Annotated in this window: 18 protein-coding genes; 13 read left to right on the top strand and 5 right to left on the bottom strand. The window is 70.1% G+C overall.

Annotation, left to right across the window (positions count from 1 at the left end):
* Window positions 1-56 precede the first annotated feature (56 nt).
* The 4 genes from H9I49_RS04105 to H9I49_RS04090 are packed head-to-tail and all read left to right on the top strand — an operon-like array spanning window position 57 to window position 4,290.
* Window positions 57-1,148 carry a MoxR family ATPase gene (locus tag H9I49_RS04105; RefSeq protein WP_188029018.1) on the top strand — a complete coding sequence of 364 codons (1,092 nt, stop codon included), beginning with the start codon at window positions 57-59 and terminating at the stop codon, window positions 1,146-1,148.
* Window positions 1,127-2,146 carry a DUF58 domain-containing protein gene (locus tag H9I49_RS04100; protein WP_188029017.1) on the top strand — a complete coding sequence of 340 codons (1,020 nt, stop codon included), beginning with the start codon at window positions 1,127-1,129 and terminating at the stop codon, window positions 2,144-2,146. The genes H9I49_RS04105 and H9I49_RS04100 overlap by 22 nt, the downstream gene beginning before the upstream one ends.
* On the top strand, window positions 2,143-3,150 hold the full coding sequence (locus H9I49_RS04095) for a VWA domain-containing protein (RefSeq protein WP_188029016.1): 1,008 nt from the start codon (window positions 2,143-2,145) through the stop codon (window positions 3,148-3,150). The genes H9I49_RS04100 and H9I49_RS04095 overlap by 4 nt, the downstream gene beginning before the upstream one ends.
* Window positions 3,151-4,290, top strand: coding sequence for a VWA domain-containing protein (locus H9I49_RS04090; RefSeq protein WP_188029015.1), 1,140 nt, complete (start codon window positions 3,151-3,153; stop codon window positions 4,288-4,290).
* A 26-nt stretch (window positions 4,291-4,316) separates the two neighbouring features.
* Here the strand turns inward: H9I49_RS04090 and H9I49_RS04085 are convergent, their stop codons facing one another.
* Together H9I49_RS04085 and H9I49_RS04080 are read right to left on the bottom strand one after the other, a co-directional pair.
* Window positions 4,317-5,651 (bottom strand): VOC family protein, encoded by a 1,335-nt coding sequence (locus H9I49_RS04085; protein ID WP_188029014.1) that lies wholly within the window; start codon window positions 5,649-5,651, stop codon window positions 4,317-4,319.
* Window positions 5,652-5,743: 92 nt separating this feature from the next.
* Window positions 5,744-6,208, bottom strand: coding sequence for an isoprenylcysteine carboxylmethyltransferase family protein (locus tag H9I49_RS04080; RefSeq protein WP_188029013.1), 465 nt, complete (start codon window positions 6,206-6,208; stop codon window positions 5,744-5,746).
* 177 nt (window positions 6,209-6,385) lie between these two features.
* Between H9I49_RS04080 and H9I49_RS04075 the strand changes: the two genes are divergently transcribed.
* From H9I49_RS04075 to H9I49_RS04050, 6 genes are all read left to right on the top strand, one after another.
* Entirely contained in the window at window positions 6,386-7,258 is an 873-nt protein-coding gene (locus H9I49_RS04075) for an LLM class F420-dependent oxidoreductase (protein WP_188029012.1), read from the top strand.
* A gap of 53 nt (window positions 7,259-7,311) precedes the next feature.
* Window positions 7,312-7,809, top strand: coding sequence for a helix-turn-helix transcriptional regulator (locus H9I49_RS04070; protein WP_188029011.1), 498 nt, complete (start codon window positions 7,312-7,314; stop codon window positions 7,807-7,809).
* 96 nt (window positions 7,810-7,905) lie between these two features.
* A complete protein-coding gene (locus tag H9I49_RS23700; protein ID WP_370587418.1) occupies window positions 7,906-8,217 on the top strand; it encodes a VOC family protein in 312 nt (103 codons plus the stop codon).
* A 48-nt stretch (window positions 8,218-8,265) separates the two neighbouring features.
* Entirely contained in the window at window positions 8,266-8,568 is a 303-nt protein-coding gene (locus H9I49_RS04060; protein WP_188029010.1) for a hypothetical protein, read from the top strand.
* A gap of 1 nt (window position 8,569) precedes the next feature.
* Window positions 8,570-9,157 carry a carboxymuconolactone decarboxylase family protein gene (locus H9I49_RS04055; protein ID WP_188029009.1) on the top strand — a complete coding sequence of 196 codons (588 nt, stop codon included), beginning with the start codon at window positions 8,570-8,572 and terminating at the stop codon, window positions 9,155-9,157.
* Between the two features lie 58 nt (window positions 9,158-9,215).
* Entirely contained in the window at window positions 9,216-10,136 is a 921-nt protein-coding gene (locus H9I49_RS04050) for an NADP-dependent oxidoreductase (protein WP_188029008.1), read from the top strand.
* Here H9I49_RS04050 and H9I49_RS04045 read toward each other — a convergent pair.
* The gene (locus tag H9I49_RS04045) at window positions 10,123-10,521 is read right to left on the bottom strand and encodes a PPOX class F420-dependent oxidoreductase (protein ID WP_188029007.1); all 399 of its coding nucleotides are present in this window, start codon (window positions 10,519-10,521) and stop codon (window positions 10,123-10,125) included. The two genes, H9I49_RS04050 and H9I49_RS04045, sit on opposite strands and share 14 nt — an antisense overlap.
* Before the next feature lie 173 nt (window positions 10,522-10,694).
* Between H9I49_RS04045 and H9I49_RS04040 the strand changes: the two genes are divergently transcribed.
* The 3 genes from H9I49_RS04040 (at window position 10,695) to H9I49_RS04030 (ending at window position 13,907) form a co-directional block, all read left to right on the top strand.
* The gene (locus tag H9I49_RS04040) at window positions 10,695-11,063 is read left to right on the top strand and encodes an STAS/SEC14 domain-containing protein (protein ID WP_188029006.1); all 369 of its coding nucleotides are present in this window, start codon (window positions 10,695-10,697) and stop codon (window positions 11,061-11,063) included.
* Window positions 11,060-13,234: a response regulator gene (locus H9I49_RS04035; RefSeq protein WP_188029005.1), complete on the top strand. Its 2,175-nt coding sequence runs from the start codon at window positions 11,060-11,062 to the stop codon at window positions 13,232-13,234. The genes H9I49_RS04040 and H9I49_RS04035 overlap by 4 nt, the downstream gene beginning before the upstream one ends.
* A gap of 235 nt (window positions 13,235-13,469) precedes the next feature.
* On the top strand, window positions 13,470-13,907 hold the full coding sequence (locus tag H9I49_RS04030) for a ribonuclease H (RefSeq protein WP_188029004.1): 438 nt from the start codon (window positions 13,470-13,472) through the stop codon (window positions 13,905-13,907).
* Window positions 13,908-13,962: 55 nt separating this feature from the next.
* On the opposite strand, the gene H9I49_RS04025 is transcribed toward H9I49_RS04030, so the two are convergent.
* Window positions 13,963-14,442 (bottom strand): hypothetical protein, encoded by a 480-nt coding sequence (locus tag H9I49_RS04025; protein ID WP_188029003.1) that lies wholly within the window; start codon window positions 14,440-14,442, stop codon window positions 13,963-13,965.
* Between the two features lie 216 nt (window positions 14,443-14,658).
* Window positions 14,659-17,325 carry a GAF domain-containing protein gene (locus H9I49_RS04020; RefSeq protein ID WP_255523597.1) on the bottom strand — a complete coding sequence of 889 codons (2,667 nt, stop codon included), beginning with the start codon at window positions 17,323-17,325 and terminating at the stop codon, window positions 14,659-14,661.
* Window positions 17,326-17,385 lie beyond the last annotated feature (60 nt).

Genomic DNA, 17,385 nt, shown 5'->3' with positions numbered 1-17,385 from the left:
CCGGCCCGCGCCACACGGCATACGGCATCGAGCAGCACCGGCAGGAGGAGGACGGCATGGACGGACAGGCACCCGCCGGTCGGCACGCGCTCGAGCAGGCGCTGTACGAGGTGAAGCGGACCATCGTCGGACAGGACGTGCTCATCGAGCGGATGCTCGTGGCACTGCTCGCCCGCGGGCACCTGCTCGTCGAGGGCGTGCCGGGGCTCGCGAAGACGATGGCGATCAAGACGCTCGCGCACGCGATCGGCGGCGAGTTCCAGCGCATCCAGTTCACGCCCGACCTCGTGCCGGCGGACCTCGTCGGGACGCGGATCTACAACCAGCGCGACGGCGAGTTCCAGGTGTCGCTCGGGCCGGTCTTCGCCAACCTCGTGCTCGCCGACGAGGTCAACCGGGCGCCGGCAAAGGTGCAGAGCGCGCTGCTCGAGGTCATGCAGGAACGGCAGGTGACGATCGGCCGCGAGACGTTCCCGGCACCGGACCCGTTCCTCGTCATGGCGACGCAGAACCCGATCGAGTCGGAGGGCACGTACGAGCTGCCCGAGGCCCAGGTCGACCGGTTCATGCTCAAGGTGCTCATCGGATATCCTTCTGCCGCAGAGGAGTTCGTCGTCGTCGAGCGACAGATCGGTGCTGCGGTCGCGACGGTCCAGGTGCTCGACCCGGAGATGCTGCGTGGCTTCCAGCGCGAGGCCGACGCCGTCTACGTCGACCCTGCGGTCATCGAGTATGCCGTCCGGCTGGTGACGGCGACCCGCGAGCCGGCGGGGGTGGGCCGGGACGACCTGGCGCGGCTGCTGACCTACGGCGCGAGCCCGCGCGCGTCGATCAACCTCGTGCTCGCGGGGCGGGCGCTGGCGTTCCTGAGGGGGCGGGACTACGCGCTGCCCGACGACGTGCGCGACCTCGCGCGGGACGTGCTGCGGCACCGGATCGTGCTGTCCTACGAGGCCTTGGCCGAGGACCTGTCGCCCGACGACCTGCTCGGACCGATCCTCGAAGCCGTCCCGGCGCCGACGGCTCCGCTGCACGAACGTGCTGGTGGGTCTGGTGCCGGAACGGGTGCTGGTTCTGTCGCAGGCGCGTTCGGGGGCGAACCCGGTTCCGTGAGTGGTGACGCGACATGGGCGCGACCGACACGCTGAGCGCCGAGCGGCTGCTGCGACGGCTCGAGTGGCGGGTCGTCAAGCGGCTCGACGGCCGGCTCCAGGGCGACTACCGCAGCCTGTTCCGCGGGTCGGGGGTCGACTTCACCGACCTGCGCGAGTACGAGCCGGGTGACGACCTGCGCCACATCGAGTGGAACGTGACGGCACGGCTCGACGAGCCGTACGTGCGCGAGTACGTCGAGGAGCGGGAGCTGACGGCGTGGCTGCTGCTCGACCACTCGGCGTCGATGGGGTTCGGCCCGGTCGACCGTCAGAAGGACCTCGTGCTGGCCGAGGTCGCGACGACGCTCGCTCACGTGCTGATCCGCGGCGGGAGCCGGGTCGGGGCGATCGTCATGGACACCGGGGTCGATGCGGTGATCCCGCCGGCGTCGGGGCGGACGCAGGTGCTGCGGATCGCGAAGACGCTGCTCGACCGGCGTGAGGCTCGGGCTGCTGGGGACGAGGCCGCGGCTGGTGCCTCTCGCGCGGCTGGTCGGTCAGGGCGCGGGCGGTTCGGTCGGCGGAGGGCGCGGACGGCCGCCGGGGCCGGGGCGGGGCCGACGGCATTCGGCCACGGGGCGGTGACCGACCTGTCGGTGCTGCTGTCGGCAGCGGCGGGCATCGCGCGGCGGCGGTCGCTGGTCATCGTCGTGTCGGACTTCATCAGCGCGGACGGCTGGGACCTGCCGCTCGGGCGGCTGGCGCGGCGGCACGAGGTCGTCGCGCTCCAGGTCCTCGACCGGCGCGAGAGCGAGCTGCCCGACGCCGGTGGGGTGTACGTCGAGGACGCGGAGACGGGCGAGCAGATTTTCGTCGACACGAGCGACGTCGGGTTCCGTGGCCGGCTGGCTGCGGCGGCGGAGGCACGGCAGGCCGAGCTGCTGGAGCGGGCGCGGAAGGCCGGCGTGGACCTCTACCCCGTGCGCACGGACGATGACCTCGTGCGTTCGCTCCTGCGGATCTCGGAGCTGCGGCGGAGGCGGCGTCGATGAACGGAGCCTCGACGAGTGCGGTGTCGCTGACGTGGCCGTGGGCGCTGGCCGGGCTGCTCGTGGTGCCGCTGCTCGTCGTCGGGTACCGGCGGGTGCTGCGGGTGCAGGAGGCCCGGCGACAGGCCCTTGCCGCGGAGGGGCTCGTCGTGCCGGCGCCGCGGCGGTCGCGATGGCGGCACCTCGGGCCGGCGCTGCTCATCGCGGCGCTCGCGATGCTCGTGCTGTCGCTGACGCGCCCGGTGGCGTCGATCGGCGAGCCGCACCGGGAGGGCACAGTCGTGCTGGCGTTCGACGTGTCGAACAGCATGGCGGCCAAGGACGTGAAGCCCACCAGGCTCGACGCTGCGAAGGCGGCGGCGCGCGCGTTCGTCGAGAAGCAGCCGTCGTCGGTGCGCATCGCGGTGGTCGCGTTCGGCGGGACCGGGCTCGTGACGCAGCGTCCGACGCAGGACAAGGCAGCGGTGCTGGCAGCCGTCGCGCGGCTGCGAGCGTCCGGGGAGACGTCGCTGAGCGACGGCGTGCTCGGGGGGCTGAGCGCGATCGTCGGCAAGCCGGTCAAGCCGCCCAAGGACGCGGAGGCTGGGACGACGGGTGAGACGCCGATCGGATACCACGGCGGGACGGCGATCGTGCTGCTCACGGACGGCGAGGACACGACGTCGGTCGACCCTCTGATCGCTGCAGAGCTGGCGTCGGCGGCGGGGGTGCGGATCGAGCCGATCGGGCTCGGGACCCCGGCGGGGACCGTCATCGAGGTCGACGGGTTCAGCGTCGCCACGGCGCTCGACGAGTCTGCACTCAAGGCGATGGCGGAGACGACGGGTGGGACGTACCGGCGGGCTTCGGATGCCGCGTCCCTGGCGGCCGTCTACGACGCGATCGAGCTGCAGTGGACGATGCGGACGGTGCCGCACGAGGTGACGTCGTGGGTGGCGGCGGTTGCGGCGCTGCTGCTGCTCGGTGGCGCGACCGTGTCGGTGCTGCGGCAGGGGCGGGTGGTCTAGATGTCGTTCGGGCTGCCCGTTCTGCTGTTGACGGTCCTGTGTGCGCCCGTGTTGGCGGCGGTCTACGTGTGGCAGCTGCGGCGTCGGCAGCGGCAGGCGGTGCGTTACTCGAATGTCGCCCTGCTGCGCTCGGTGGTCGGCGGGTCGCGGTCGTGGCGGCGGCACGTGCCGGTTGCTCTCGTGCTGGTGGCGCTCGGCCTGCTCGGGCTGGCGAGTGCGCGGCCGCAGGTGCGCGCTGACGTGCCGGTGTCGAGCGCGACGATCATCCTGGCTCTGGACGTGTCGGGGTCGATGTGTGCGACCGACGTGCCACCGAACCGTCTTGCGGCGGCGCAGGATGCGGTGCGCGCGTTCATCGAGGGGCAGGACGACGAGACGAAGGTCGGGCTCGTGGTGTTCTCGGGGTTCGCGCAGCTCGCGGTGGCGCCGACGTCGGATCGCGGCGAGCTGCTCGAGGCGATCGACGCGGTGACGACCGGGCGCGGCACGACGATCGGTGCGGCGATCCTGCGGTCGATCGACGCGATCGCCGAGCTGGACCCGAACGTCGCGCCGGCCGATGTGGTGGACGAGCCGACGACGGACGGGCCGGGCCTGGTGGTGCCCCCGCCCGTGCCGACTCCGACTGCGACCGGCGGTGCCGGGGGTGGTGGGTCGGACGTCGGTGGCGAGAAGCCGGACGTGGCGCCGGAGATCATCGTGCTGCTGACGGACGGCGCGAACACCCGCGGTGTGACGCCGGCCCAGGCCGCCGAGCAGGCGGCGGAGCGCGGGGTCCGGGTCTACCCGATCGGCTTCGGCACGACGAACCCCACGCAGATGGCGTGCACGCGCGACCAGTACGGCGGGTTCCAGCAGCCCCGCATCCGCGACTTCAGCGGAGCCGGCGGCGGGTCGACGGGCGGCCGGAACTTCCTGGTCGTCGACGAGGCAGCTCTGCGAAGTGTCGCCGAGACGACCCGCGGCGAGTACTTCGCCGCGACGGACGCCGACGGCCTGACCAAGGTCCTGGCTGACCTGCCCAAGCACGTCACCGTCAGCGAGCAGGACATCGACCTCAGCGCCGGGGTCGCCGCCCTGGCGGCTCTGGTCCTGTTCGCCGGCTTGGGGGTCTCGGTACGCGGACCGCGCCGCAGGTGAGCCACGCGTGGGTGCAGACCTGTCGCCTACTCGCCCCACGTCTCCTCGCGCCCGGGCGAGACGGCGATACAGACCTCGTTGCCCTCGGGATCGGCGACGGTCCACCAGGCAGGCGCCTCGGAGTCATGGGTGATGCTGCCGCCCGCTGCCAGTGCGGAGTCCACGCGGGCCCGCGCCTGGTCGTCGGGGACGAACACGTCCACGTGGATGCGGTTGCGCTGTGCGCGGCGCTCGTGGTCATCGGGGTCCAGGCCCTGTAGGAAGAAGGGCATCGTCAGCTGGTGGGGGTGGACGAGGTCGGTGAGCCCTTCACGAGGATCCTCCACATAACCCAGCGCGGCCGCCCAGAAACGCCGCACCGCCGGAATGTCGACCGCGTCGATGCCGACCTGGAGGAAGCGGGGAAGGGTGACGTCTGAGCGCAGCCCGAGCCCCCGGGCGGCTGCCTGACTCTGCGCGGCCAGAACCTCATACCCGTCCTCGATCTCCCACAGGTCCTTGCCGGTGTCCAACGTGACGCACCCCGGCCGCACGTCGATCCCCAGAGCCAGGCCCGCGTCGTCGGCCAGGGCGGCCACGCGGTCGACGAGGTTCACGGCCTGCTCGATGCCTCCTGTGGGATAGCAGGCCATGGCTGCGAAGACGAGCCGCCAGTCCTCCGTCTCCGCCCCCTGCCAGCGGTCCGCCGCCTCCTGCAGGGGGAGCACGTCCGCCTCGTTGCCGTCGGCATCGGCCACGGTGGCGTAGTAGTCGTGCCGGCGACGCACCCGCCCTCCGAGCTCGGGCACGGCGGTTACCGTGGCCTGCGCGACCGGCTGAGTGGTGACGGCATCGAGATGGAGCCGGTTGCGGAGCGGTCGTGGCGCGTCCTGCTCCTGGAACCACAGCGGAGCCAACCGACGTCCGGGATCGCGCAGCACGGCGTCGCCAACGCGCTCATAACCGAGCACCCGCTCCCAGAAGGGCATCAGGGCCGACGCGTCCTGCGCGTCCACGCCGATCTGCAGGACCTGCAGTCCAGTCGGATCGGCGCTCAGCCCGAGGGCGGCGGCGGTCGCCGAGAAGGCGCGTGCGAGCTCGACCTCGCGCTCCGTGAAGCGGGCACCCGGCCGAGGCAGCCGTACGCGGACCCCGCGGGCGCGCAGGTCGACCTCGGGTCCGGTCCCAGCTTCGTGGTCAGGCGCACCCCGGGTCGTGACCACTCCCGCGATCCGACGCAGCAGCTCTGAACCCGCTGCGTGCGACGGGGTCACGAACCACGCGAGAGCATCCCTGCCGATCACCCGCCAGTCGCCGGTACCGTCCGCGACCTGGAACTCCCGGGCTGTCAGCGCCGACCGGCTCTCGTCCCGGGCATCCATGCCTCACAGCGTGGCAGCGAAAAGGTCGCCGCGCCAGAGACCGGCGGACCAGCCCGGTGCGCCACCATCGACGTCCCGAGGCCTCCCACAGGTCAGAGCCAGCGGCGCACACGGCGGCGGTAGTCCTCGTACTCGGTTCCGAACTTCGCCGCCAGATACTGCTCCTCAGGGCGCACGGCGCCCCACCACAACAGGGCGACGCCGACGGGTACCAGCACGAGCGCCCAGAACGAGGTCGACAGCAGCGAGAGCCCGACGTCCAGCGCGACCAGGCCCACGTAGAGCGGATTGCGACTGAGGCCGAACGGGCCCGAGTCGATGACGACCCGCGTCGAGCCGCCGGGCAGCAGCGCAGTGCGGTGGGCGTGCATCAGCCACAGCGCCAACCCGTTCCAGACGCCGAAGAACGACACAAGCAGCCAGCCCGCCCAGAGAGCCCACGGCTGGTCGATCGACACCGGGTCACCAATCACAACCGTCAGCGCCCAACCACCGAGCCACGGTCCGCCGAGCGCGACCGGCGGCCACACCCGAAACGCTGGAGCATCATCAGCCACGCTCGCCATCATCCCTGAGGAGCAGGACTCCCCTCCTCAATCGGACAGGAACGCGGTTCTCTCTGGACTTTCCGGCGACGGCTCTCGCCCGTGACGCCCGGGCTCCTTGCGGGTTCAATGGGAGATGGCCGGCGAGGAAGAGCACCGAGCTGCGAGACACCCGAACGAGGAAGCGGCATGAGGCTGGGACTGCACATCTCCGACTTCACCTGGGACGGCGGCCCGAGCGACCTGCGGCGGCAGCTGGGTGAGGTGGCGGTCCGCGCCGAACAGGCGGGTTACGACCGCGTCAGTGTGATGGACCATGTCTGGCAGATCGCGCACCTGGGCCCGCCCGAGCACGAGATGCTGGAGGCCTACACGACGCTCGGGTTCCTTGCTGCGAAGACCGAGCGGGCCAAGCTCCTCACGGTCGTCACGGCAGTCGTCTACCGCGACTCCGGGCTGCTGGCCAAGACCGTCACCACGCTCGACGTCCTCTCGGGTGGTCGCGCCATGCTGGGCATCGGGGCCGCCTGGAACGAGGAGGAGTCCCGCGGGCTCGGCCTGTTCTTCCCATCCACTGCGGAGCGGTTCGAGCGGCTGGAGCAGGCCTTGCAGATCTGCAAGCAGATGTGGAGCGAGGACGAGAGCCCGTACGCAGGCAAGCACTACCGGCTCGAACGGACGCTGAACTCGCCGCAGCCCCTGAGCCGACCCCACCCGCCGATCCTGATCGGCGGGGCCGGTGAGCGAAAGACGCTGCGGCTGGTGGCCCAGTACGCCGACGCGTGCAACATCTTCGACACGCCCGAGCTGGCCCACAAGCTGCAGGTGCTGCGCGACCACTGCGCGCGACTCGGCCGCGACTATGACGAGATCGAGAAGACCGCTCAGCTGCGCTTCGACCTCGGTCCCCGTGGCGAACATGTCGAGCGGACGATCGAGCACCTCCACGAGCTCGCCGACCTGGGTATCCAGGTGGCGCACGGCGCGCTCGCCGATGTCAGCGAACCTGGAACGCTGGAGCTCATGGCAGAACGGGTCATTCCCGCCGTCGCCGCGCTGTAGCGCCGGACAGGTCGAACCCACAGCGGTCGCACCGTGACGCGTAGCGTTGGCGGGTGAGCCGCGACGTCGAGGACCTCAACCGGCGCCTACTCCGTGCGCGAGACGCCATGGATCGCGCCTACGCCGAGCCGCTCGACGTGCGAGCGATCGCTGCGGTTGCCCACATCTCCCCAGCCCACTTCAGCCGCTGCTTCCGCTCCGTCTTCGGCGAGACGCCGCACCGCTACTTGCAGCGGCGGCGAGTCGAGCGCTCGATGTTCCTCTTGCGTGAGACTCACCGCACCGTCACCGAGGTCTGCTTCGCGGTCGGCTTCACCAGCCTCGGGACCTTCAGCCGTACCTTCCGGGAGATCGTGGGCGAGACGCCGAGCGCCTATCGGAGGGGGCACGGCCCGATCGTGGCGCCGCACTGTGTCCAGCTCGCCGCCCTGCGCCCCCTCGGCAGCATTGCGCGCCCCGATCATTCGAGCAGTTTCGGACAAGCCGCCCCGGGTGACCGCTCCCTAGAATTGGGGTCGCTCCATCAGGAACGGCGCAGGAGGACACGATGATCAACCGGCTGAATGTCACGTCCATCTATGTCCTCGACAAGGAGCAGGCGCTCGACTTCTACGTCAACAAGCTGGTGGCTCGAGAAGGGCAATGACGTGAAGCAGGGCGACTACCGCTGGCTCACCGTTCGAGCTCCCGGCGACCACGCGACGGAGATCTCGCTCGAGCAGCCCGGCCCGCCGCTCCATGACGAAGCGACGGCCGAGCAGCTGCGCGAGCTGGTCAGCAAGGGCGCCCTGGGCGGGCTCGTCTTCACCACGGAAGACGCCCGCGCCCTGTACGACACGCTCCGCGAGCGCGGCGTCACCGACTTCACCCAGGAGCCCACCGAGCACTTCTACGGCGTAGACATGGGGGTTCGGGATCCATTCGGCAACGCCATCCGAATCCTGCAGCAGGGGACGTAGCTCGGCGGCGAACCTCCGCGCTCCTGGGCCCAGGGCGATACTTGAGCCGTGACTGGTCGCTACGTCATTGACGTTGCTGCGTTGCGCGCGAGGGTCTTCGACGGCGCGGGCGTGGTCGACCCAGCGGTTCGGCGGGCGGCGGGGACCGGGACGCCCGTGCCCGAGGTGTGGTCGGCATACGTGGGCAAGGTGCGTGAGGCGTCCTACAAGATCACCGAACACGACGTCTCGGCGCTCAAGGCTGCGGGCTGCACCGAGGAGGAGATCTTCGAGGTCACCGTCGCAGTGTCGACGGGCGCCGCGCTGCAGCGTCTCGACCTCGGCCTGCGGGCGATGCAGGAGGGGCCCTGAGATGCGCCTGGAGGTCCTGGAACGCGGCCACAAGCTGCCCGCGCGGCTGTTCATCCGGCTGAGCGAGCTGCTGTCGCGCCAGGGGATGGACAACGTCGCACTCACCGCCATGCACAGGCCGGACTTCTGGGGCCGCCCCTTCTTCGCGCTCGGGACGCAGGTGCTGCGCGGACCGTCGTACTGGACCGTCGGCGAGCGGGAGTACCTGGCAATGCTGGTCTCGCGGTTCAACGACTGTCCCTTCTGCGTACGCGCGCACACCGAGACCACGAGGATCGAGGCGCGCGGCGAGGTCGCTGTCGACGACCCTTCGGTGATTCGCCCCGAACTTGCCGCGGTGATCCCTCTGCTCGAGAAGCTCTCGAAGGACCCGGCGTCGTGCGGACCGGCTGACGTCGACGCTGCCCGGCAGGCGGGTGTCCCCGAGGAGGCGATCGTCGACGCGCTCCACGTCGGCTTCCTGTTCAACACGGTCAACCGGATGGCCAACGCGTTCGACTGGACCTGGGAGTCCGAGGAGCAGGTGCGGGTCGCCGCGAAGGTGATCCACCGGGTGAAGTACCGGCTCCCGGGATTCACCCTCCGCTAGACGGCGGACGTCCCCCTGGACGCCGTGCAGGCGACGACTGAGAGAGAGGCGTGTCCACATGAAGGCGATCGTGGTGACGGATCAGGCTGCGGGATTGGCCGGGATGGCGCTGGTGGAGCTGGTGGAGCCGAAGGCAGCGATCAACGACGTCGTCGTCGAGGTTCATGCGTCGGGTTTCGTCCCGACCGAGCTGGAGTGGCCCTCGACCTGGACCGATCGCCGCGGCCGTGACCGAACGCCGTCGATCCCTGGGCACGAGCTGGCCGGAGTGGTCACTGCCCTCGGCTATGGCACGACCGGGCTGTCTGTGGGACAGCGGGTGTTCGGCCTGACCGACTGGCATCGCGACGGCACCCTGGCGGAGCTGGTGGCCGTCGAGGCGCGCAACCTCGCACCCTTGCCGGGCGACGTCGACTTCACGGTCGGCGCGAGCCTGCCGATCTCGGGCCTGACCGCCTGGCAGGGACTGTTCGACCACGGCCACCTTCGGGCGGGGCAGAGCGTCCTCGCGCACGGTGCGGCCGGTGCCGTCGGGTCGATGGTGACGCAGCTGGCCCGTGAGGCCGGTGCCTACGTCATCGGCACCGGACGTGCCACGGACCGGCAGACGGCGCTCGACCTCGGCGCGCAGGAGTTCCTCGACCTCGACAACGACGCCCTGGAAGACGTCGGCGGCGTCGATCTGGTTTTCGATGTCATCGGCGGCGGCATCGCGAAGCGGTCCGTTGACGTGATCCGAGCCGGCGGAACACTGGTGAGCGTCGTCGGGCCGCCGCAGGCGCGGGCCACCGACGGCCTGGTGGTCGACTTCGTCGTCGAGTCCGATCGTGCCCAGCTGGGTGAGATCGTCCGGCGGGTGCGTGACGGGCGACTGCGGACGACCATCGGCACCGTCGCGACCCTCGACGATGCCGCCGCCGCCCTCAACCCCACCGAGCGACGCAAGGGGAAGACGATCATCCGCGTCAGGCCGGCTTGATGGACAGAACCACACGCGGTGGGTTCTCACGGCGGACGAGACGCTCGATGAGCATGAAGGTCCGGTACTCGAGTCCGTACTTGTCCAGGAGCAGCGCCGCGACGTGGTCGACCACCTCGTCGTCGCGGATGATCTCTGCCACCCCGTCGACGGGGCGGGCGCCCTTCGGGACCCGACCGCGACGACCACACGGCGTGAGAGTGACCCTGGGGTCGACGCGCAGGCGCTTGAGCTTGCCCGTCCCCTCCGGTGTGCTGAGCAGCAGTCCCTGCGCGTCTCGGACCACCCACATGGGCGTCGGGACCGGGGCGCCCGATCCCCGATAGGTCGTCAGCGAGACGAACCTCTCGCTGCCGAGTTGGCTCAGGGCGGACTCTGGCAGCATGGGCCTATTCATACCGCAGCGAGCGGCAGCGCTGCCTGCGGCCGTCAGTTCCGCTGTGGCGCGCGAACCCGGGCAGAGCCGGACGACGCGACTGCAGACGAAATGTCCTGGTCGCTCCCGATCTGCCCTTGGCTGGCGGTACCTTGGCAACAAAATGTTGCGGAGGTGTCGGGATGAACGCCGAGGACAAGTGCTACCGGATCTCGTGGGACGAGGAGCGCGGGTTCGCACGGACGGACTGGCTGCCCGGGGCGGTGTGCGGCATCGAGGAGGCCCGCGCGGTCGACGCCGAGATCCACGCACTGGGTCAGGGCAGGGTCCTCTCCCTCGTCGACCTGCGTCAGGTCGCCTCGATCGACCGACCCGCGCGGGAGTTCTTCATGGACCGCAACCCGAACTACCGCGCCGTCGCGCTCGTGGCTGGTTCCGCGTCCACGCGAATGCTGGCCAACTTCTTCCTCGGCCTGAAGCGGGGCGCGATCCCGGTGAAGATGTTCACGTCGGAGGCCGACGCGGTCACCTGGCTGCAAGCGCAGACATGACCACGTCGCCTGACCGCGGCATCGACATCGTCATCGAGCTGCTGACCAGCCTCGCCGCAGGCGACCTGGACGCCCGCGGGACGCGCACCCCAGACGATGAGGATCTCGACGCCGTGATCGTCGGGATCAACATGCTTGCCGAGGAGCTCGCTGCCCATCGGGCGGAGCTCGAGCAGCGGGTGCAGGCCCGCACCGTCGAGCTCGAGGCCGCCCGCAAGGAAGCCATGGAGGCCTCCAGGTTGAAGTCGGAGTTCCTGGCGACCATGAGCCACGAGATCCGCACACCGATGAACGGCGTGATCGGACTCACCGGGCTGCTTCGGCAGACGCAGCTGGACCAGACCCAGCGGCAGTACGCCGAAGGTCTGCACAACGCCGGCGAGGCCCTCCTGAAGGTGATCAACGACATCCTCGACTTCTCAAAGCTCGAGGCCCGAATGGTGGACCTCGAGCTCGTCGACTTCGACCCCCGGCAGCTGGTCGAGGGGGTGGCCGGCCTGCTGGCGCCGACGTCATCGCGCAAGGAGCTCGAGCTCATCGCCTACTGCTCGCCCGAGGTCCCGTCGCGGCTGGTGGGCGACGAGGTGCGACTGCGTCAGATCCTGCTCAACCTGGGCTCCAACGCCGTGAAGTTCACCGAGAAGGGCGAGGTGGTGATCACGGCCCGGGTCAGCGAGGCGGACCCGGCCCGTATGCGGTTCGAAGTGTCGGACAGCGGGATCGGCATTCCTGTGGACGCTCAGCACGCGGTGTTCGACTCCTTCACGCAGGCCGACGCATCCACCACCCGCAAGTACGGCGGAAGCGGGCTCGGGCTGGCGATCTCGCGGAAGCTGACCGAGGCGATGGGCGGCGCCATCGGGCTCGAGAGCGAAGAAGGCGTCGGCAGCACCTTCTGGTTCGAGGTGCCCTTGCAGGTGTCGGCGACGGATGAGCGGCCCAGCGCTGGCCGCGATCTGCTGAGGGGCCTGCGGGTCCTGGTCGTCGACGACAACGCCACCAACCGGCTGGTCCTCGAGTCCCAGCTCGCCGACTGGGGAATGCGGCCCGACGTCGTGGAGCACGCGCGGGCCGTCCTCGACCTGATGCGTTCCGCTGCCGCCGGCGGCGATCCCTATGCGATCGCGGTGTTGGACATGTGTATGCCGGAGCTCGACGGCCTGGAGCTGGCCGGCCTCATCTCTGCAGACGAGGCGTTGGCCGACACCCTGCTGATCATGCTGTCTTCGATCACCGACGTCGACCGGGACGCCTTGCGGCACGCCGGGATCCGGGACACGTTGAGCAAGCCGGTGCGCAGCTCAGAGCTCTTCGACCGGCTCGTCACGCTGGTCGCCGGGACGCCCGCGATGACCGTGCGAGCGATGGAGCCGCTGCCGCAGGCCCGCGCGGCGACCACCTCCGCACGCGTGCTCGTCGTGGAGGACAACACGGTGAACCAGATGGTCGCCGAGGGACTGGTCTCGCACTTGGGCTACGTGGTCGACATCGTCGAGAACGGTGCCGAGGCGGTCGACGCCGTCGCGGGCACTGCGTACGCAGCCGTGCTGATGGACTGCCACATGCCGGTGATGGACGGGTACTCCGCGACCGAGGAGATCCGCCGGCGGGAGGCCGGCGGTCAACGGGTGCCGATCATCGCCATGACCGCTGGGGCGACGTCCGAGGACCGTGAACGTTGCCTCGCGTCCGGAATGGACGCCTACGTCGCCAAACCCATCGACGTTGCGGCGCTCAGCGATGCCCTGAGCCGCTGGGCGCGGCCAGCCCACGGCCGCTCTGACCAGCCCGGCGACGTGCCTGCAGCCTCGCCGCACCGTGAGGGTCCGGCGATCGACGAGGAACGCCTCTCGATCCTGCGCGGGCTCGGTGCACCGGACGGGCAGAGCCTGCTCGTGAAGCTGACCCATGCCTTCATGGCGCGCTCCCCGGTACTGCTGGCGACGATGCGCCGGATGCTCGACAGCGGGGACGACGCCGGACTGCGGGACGCCGCCCACGAGCTGGCTGGATCGGCGGCGAACATCGGTGCAGTACGGGTCGCGGACCTCGCTCGTCAGGCTGAGACCGGCGGAAAGGCAACTGCGGTCGACCTTCTCGATCGGCTGGGGCCCGAGCTCGAGCGCGCGGGCCGACAGCTGCGTGCTGGCATCACCGACCAGCAGCTGTGAACGTCGAGTCGACTGATCAACAAGGAGAGCGGTGCTGGCCAAGTATCCGGGGCGCTGCGCGAGCTGCCAGGCCCCCATTCGACCCGGTGACTCGATCGCGAGTGTCGCGGGCGACTCCAGCGCTTGGGCGCACGCGAACTGCGGTCCCGGGCTGGTTCTACCCGGCTTGACGGGGGCGCCGCCGGCCAGAGCCACCCCGGGCAGGGCCCCCGGGCCCCGGACACCGAAGGCGCCCATGGCCGCTCCCGCCGGCGCTGTCTCGGTCTACACCGACGGCGCATGCTCGGGAAACCCGGGCCCGGGCGGTTGGGCCTGGGCGATTGATCGTGAGCGATACGCGTCCGGTTCGGAGAAGCCCAGCACGAACCAGCGGATGGAGATCCGCGCAGCACTCGAGGCCGTCACCGCGCTGAGTGGCCCGTTGCTGGTGGTGAGCGACTCGACCTACGTCGTGAACTGCTTCCGCGACAGGTGGTGGGCTGGATGGGTGGAGCGCGGCTGGACCACGTCACAGAAGAAGCCCGTCGCCAACCGCGATCTCTGGGAGCCTCTCGTCCACGCCGTCAGCGAGCGCGGCGACGTTGCCTTCCAGTGGGTCAAAGGACACTCGGGACACGAGATGAACGACCTCGTCGACCAGCTCGCCGTGGCTGCCTGCCGCGGTGTCGACTGAGGGGCCGCCCGGGTGACGACACCGGGCGACCCCTCAACCGGGTGTCGAGTCCTGCTCAGGACGTGTACGCCTCCGCGGTGAGGCAGCGAGCGCCGATGACGCCGTTCTTGCCCACCGCGCCGCTGATCCGCCAGTAGGGGCGGATGGTGTGGACGCCGGACGGGATGAGCATGACGACCATGCTGTGGCGGGTCTGCCAGTACTCCGTGTGGTTGGCGAAGTTCTGGGCTCCCGGCGTCTGGACGGGCCCGGCATCGACCCGGTAGCCGACGCGGATCTCCGCGAGCGTGTCGACGCCGGCGTCGGCATTGAGGTTGACGACCACGGGACGGGAGGTGAGGCCGTTGTTGACCGTCACGACGGAGTTGACCGGACGCCAGCCGTTGACGGCGGTGTTGCCCGCGACGTCGAACGCACATGACCTCTGCGGTACTGGGATTGCTTGCGCCGCAGGCGTCGCCATCGTGGCGGACACGCCGACGAGGGCTGCGAGGCAGACTGCGGAGCTCAGGACCCGCTTCTTGGTACGCGACATGGTGGAAAGGATGGAAGACATCGCACTCGCCCTTCACTGGTACTGGCACGGGACGGTCATCCCGCGGGAGTGGCCCTGCGAACTGCCACTCCGGTCAGTACCGGCGAGAGCGGAGAAGATACCCCGTCGTCCGAACCGGCTGAATCGCCTCAGATCTGCTCCAGCGCCGCAGGTGGTGAGGGTCGCCCTCCACGAGCAGGACGAGTGGGCGCTCGGTCATGACGCCCCTCCATCGTCGGCCTTCTGGCTGGTGTCGCTCGAGGCCTCGGCCGCCGTGGCCTCGGCCGCGGCAACCTGAGCCAGCCGTCGTGCCAGGCTCGCCAGGTCGAGTCCCGCCTTCTCCGCGACGAAGGCGATGCGTCCCTCGAGGCGCGAACGGTCTTGCGGCGTCAGCGACTTCGCCGTGAGGACGACGATGGGTGGGCCGCTGCGCGTGCCGTCTGCCCGCAGCTCGTCGATGACCGCGAACCCGTCCACATCGGGCATGAGCAGGTCCAGGATCACGACCGACGGGTCCACCGAGCGGACGAGGTCTGCGGCGTCGAGGCCGCCGGAGCACGTGTGGACCGTCCAGCCCAGCGGCTCCAACGTGCTGCGGACGAGCTTGAGTGCGAGCGGGTCGTCGTCGACCACGACGACGCTACGACGCTCCGGAAGGGTCCCTCCGGGTACTGGCGTCCGCGTGTGTTGCAGTGCCCTGCTCACCGCCGCGAGCAGGTGCTCCCCGTGGACCGGCTTCACGAGGTACTCGGTTGCGCCCAGGGCGAATCCGCGACCGCGTTCGGGCTCGACACTGACGACCACGACGGGTACCGATGCCGTGGACGGGTCCGCCTTCAGGGTCTCGAGCACGTCCCATCCCGTCATGCCCGGCAGGTGGATGTCGAGCACGACAGCGGCCGGCGACAGGCGGCGGATGGCCTCGAGGCCGGCCTCCCCGGTGCCGACGCTCACGGCGTTCAGTCCGGCGGCGCGAAGGTGCAGCTCGACGAGCTGGGCCGAGCTCGGGTCGTCCTCGATGACCACGACGGTCGGTCCGGACCCCGACAGGTCGTCGACCATCCACCGCTCGTCAGGCGCCTCCGCGATCAGGGATGCCTGCGGGATCCGGAGGCCGAACGTGCTGCCTTCTCCGGGAGTGCTCCTCACCCACATCGTGCCCCCGTGCAGCTCGACGATCTGTTTGCTCAGCGTGAGCCCGAGACCGGTGCCCTCCGTCGTCGACGCGGACCTGCTGCCCTGCTGGAACGAGTCGAAGATGCGGGCCTGGTCCTCTACGGCGATGCCGATACCCGTGTCGGTGACCGTCATGACGAGGTCGCCCGCCCCGCGACGCGCGTGGACCTCCACGGAGCCGCCGTCCGGCGTGAACTTCACGGCGTTGCTGAGCAGGTTGAGCAACACCTGCTTGAGGCGCAGCTCGTCAGCGGTGACGAGCCCGAGGCCCGGCTCGGCGTCGAGCGTCAGCTGGATGCCGTGCAGCGCCGCGCGCTCGCGCACGAGCGAGAGGGCCTGGCCGATGACGTCGTCCACCGGGAACGTGGTGAGGTCGAGCTCCATCCGCCCGGCCTCGATCTTCGACAGGTCGAGGATGTCGCCGAGCAGGGCGAGCAGGTGGCGCCCGGCAGCGTGGATGTCCTTGAGGTAGTCCTCCTGCCGCTCGTTGAGGTCGCCGAACATCCGCTCGAGCAGGACCTCGGAGAAGCCGATCACGGCGTTGAGCGGGGTCCGCAGCTCGTGCGACATGCTCGCGAGGAACTCGGACTTGTGCCTGCTCGCCTCGGCCAGGTCGGCGCTCTGCTGCTCGAGCTGCTGGTAGAGGCGAGCGTTCGTCAGCGCCACCGCAGACTGGTTGGCGAAGGTGTCGAGAAGGTCGCAGGTCTCGCCGCTGAAGGAGCCGGTTCTCTTGCGCCTGACGACCAGGGCACCGACGACCCGATCCGGGCGGGCGAGCGGGATGGCGACGAGCGACTTCCAGCCGGACCGGTGCAGGACCGCCAGGTGCTCGTCGAGCTGGGCCTCGTCCAGGTCGGGAATCTGCAGGACCCGTCGGGTCCGAGCGGCCTTGCCGACCCACGTGCGGTCGATGTGGATCTCCGCGGCCCGAAGGGCAGAGACTGTGTCGTCGCTCGTGCCGTACACCGTCCGCACGCGGAAGAGCCCGGTCGCCTCGTCGTACTCCATCAGCGACCCACCGTCCGTGTCGGACAGCTCCACGGCGTGCGACACGATCGAGGCGAGCATCTCGTCCGGAACGAGAGTCGAGCTGATCGCGGCACCCACGTCGGCGAGCCCCTCCAGCTGTTCGACCTTTCGCGCCAGCTCGGCGGACCTGCTCTCGAGCGCGGCGAACAGGTCGACGTGGCGCAGCGCGAGCGCCGCTTGTTCGGCGAACGTGGCCAGCACGCGTTCGTCGACGTCGTCGAAGGGGGCCACCCTGTTGCGCAGCACGTTGAGTGCGCCCACCACTTCGTCTCCCACGATCAGCGGTGCGCCGATCATCGAGCGGAATCCGGCCATTCGCTGGATGTCGGAGCGGCTGTACTCCGGGTCGGCGACAGCGTCGGTGATGTAGTGGATCCGGCGATCGATGGTCACGCGGCCGACGAGCGTGCCGCGGTCGCGCTTGATGGGGTGTTCCTCGACGAGCCGGCGGTGTTCCTCCGACATGCCGCTCTGCCGGGCGAGGACATAGGTCGCGCCCTTGACGAGGTAGATCTGGGCCACTGCCGCGTTGAGCAGCGTCCGCGCGTTCTCGACGACGGCGTCGAAGACCTTGTCGGGGTCCCCCGACGAGCTCGTCAAGACCTTCAGGATGTCGCTCGTGGCCCGGAACTGCTCCTTGACCTGCGCGAGACGCCCCACGAGCGCCTGGCGCGACATCACGGCGATGCTGTCTTCCGATGCCTCTCCGAACCTGACCATGCGCGGCCCCCCATCGCT

It is taken from the genome of Terrabacter sp. MAHUQ-38, from assembly GCF_014518425.1.
Classification (GTDB): Bacteria; Actinomycetota; Actinomycetes; order Actinomycetales; family Dermatophilaceae; genus Terrabacter.
Note: the sequence above shows the minus strand (reverse complement) of the source record. Positions and strands in the feature narration are given on the sequence as shown.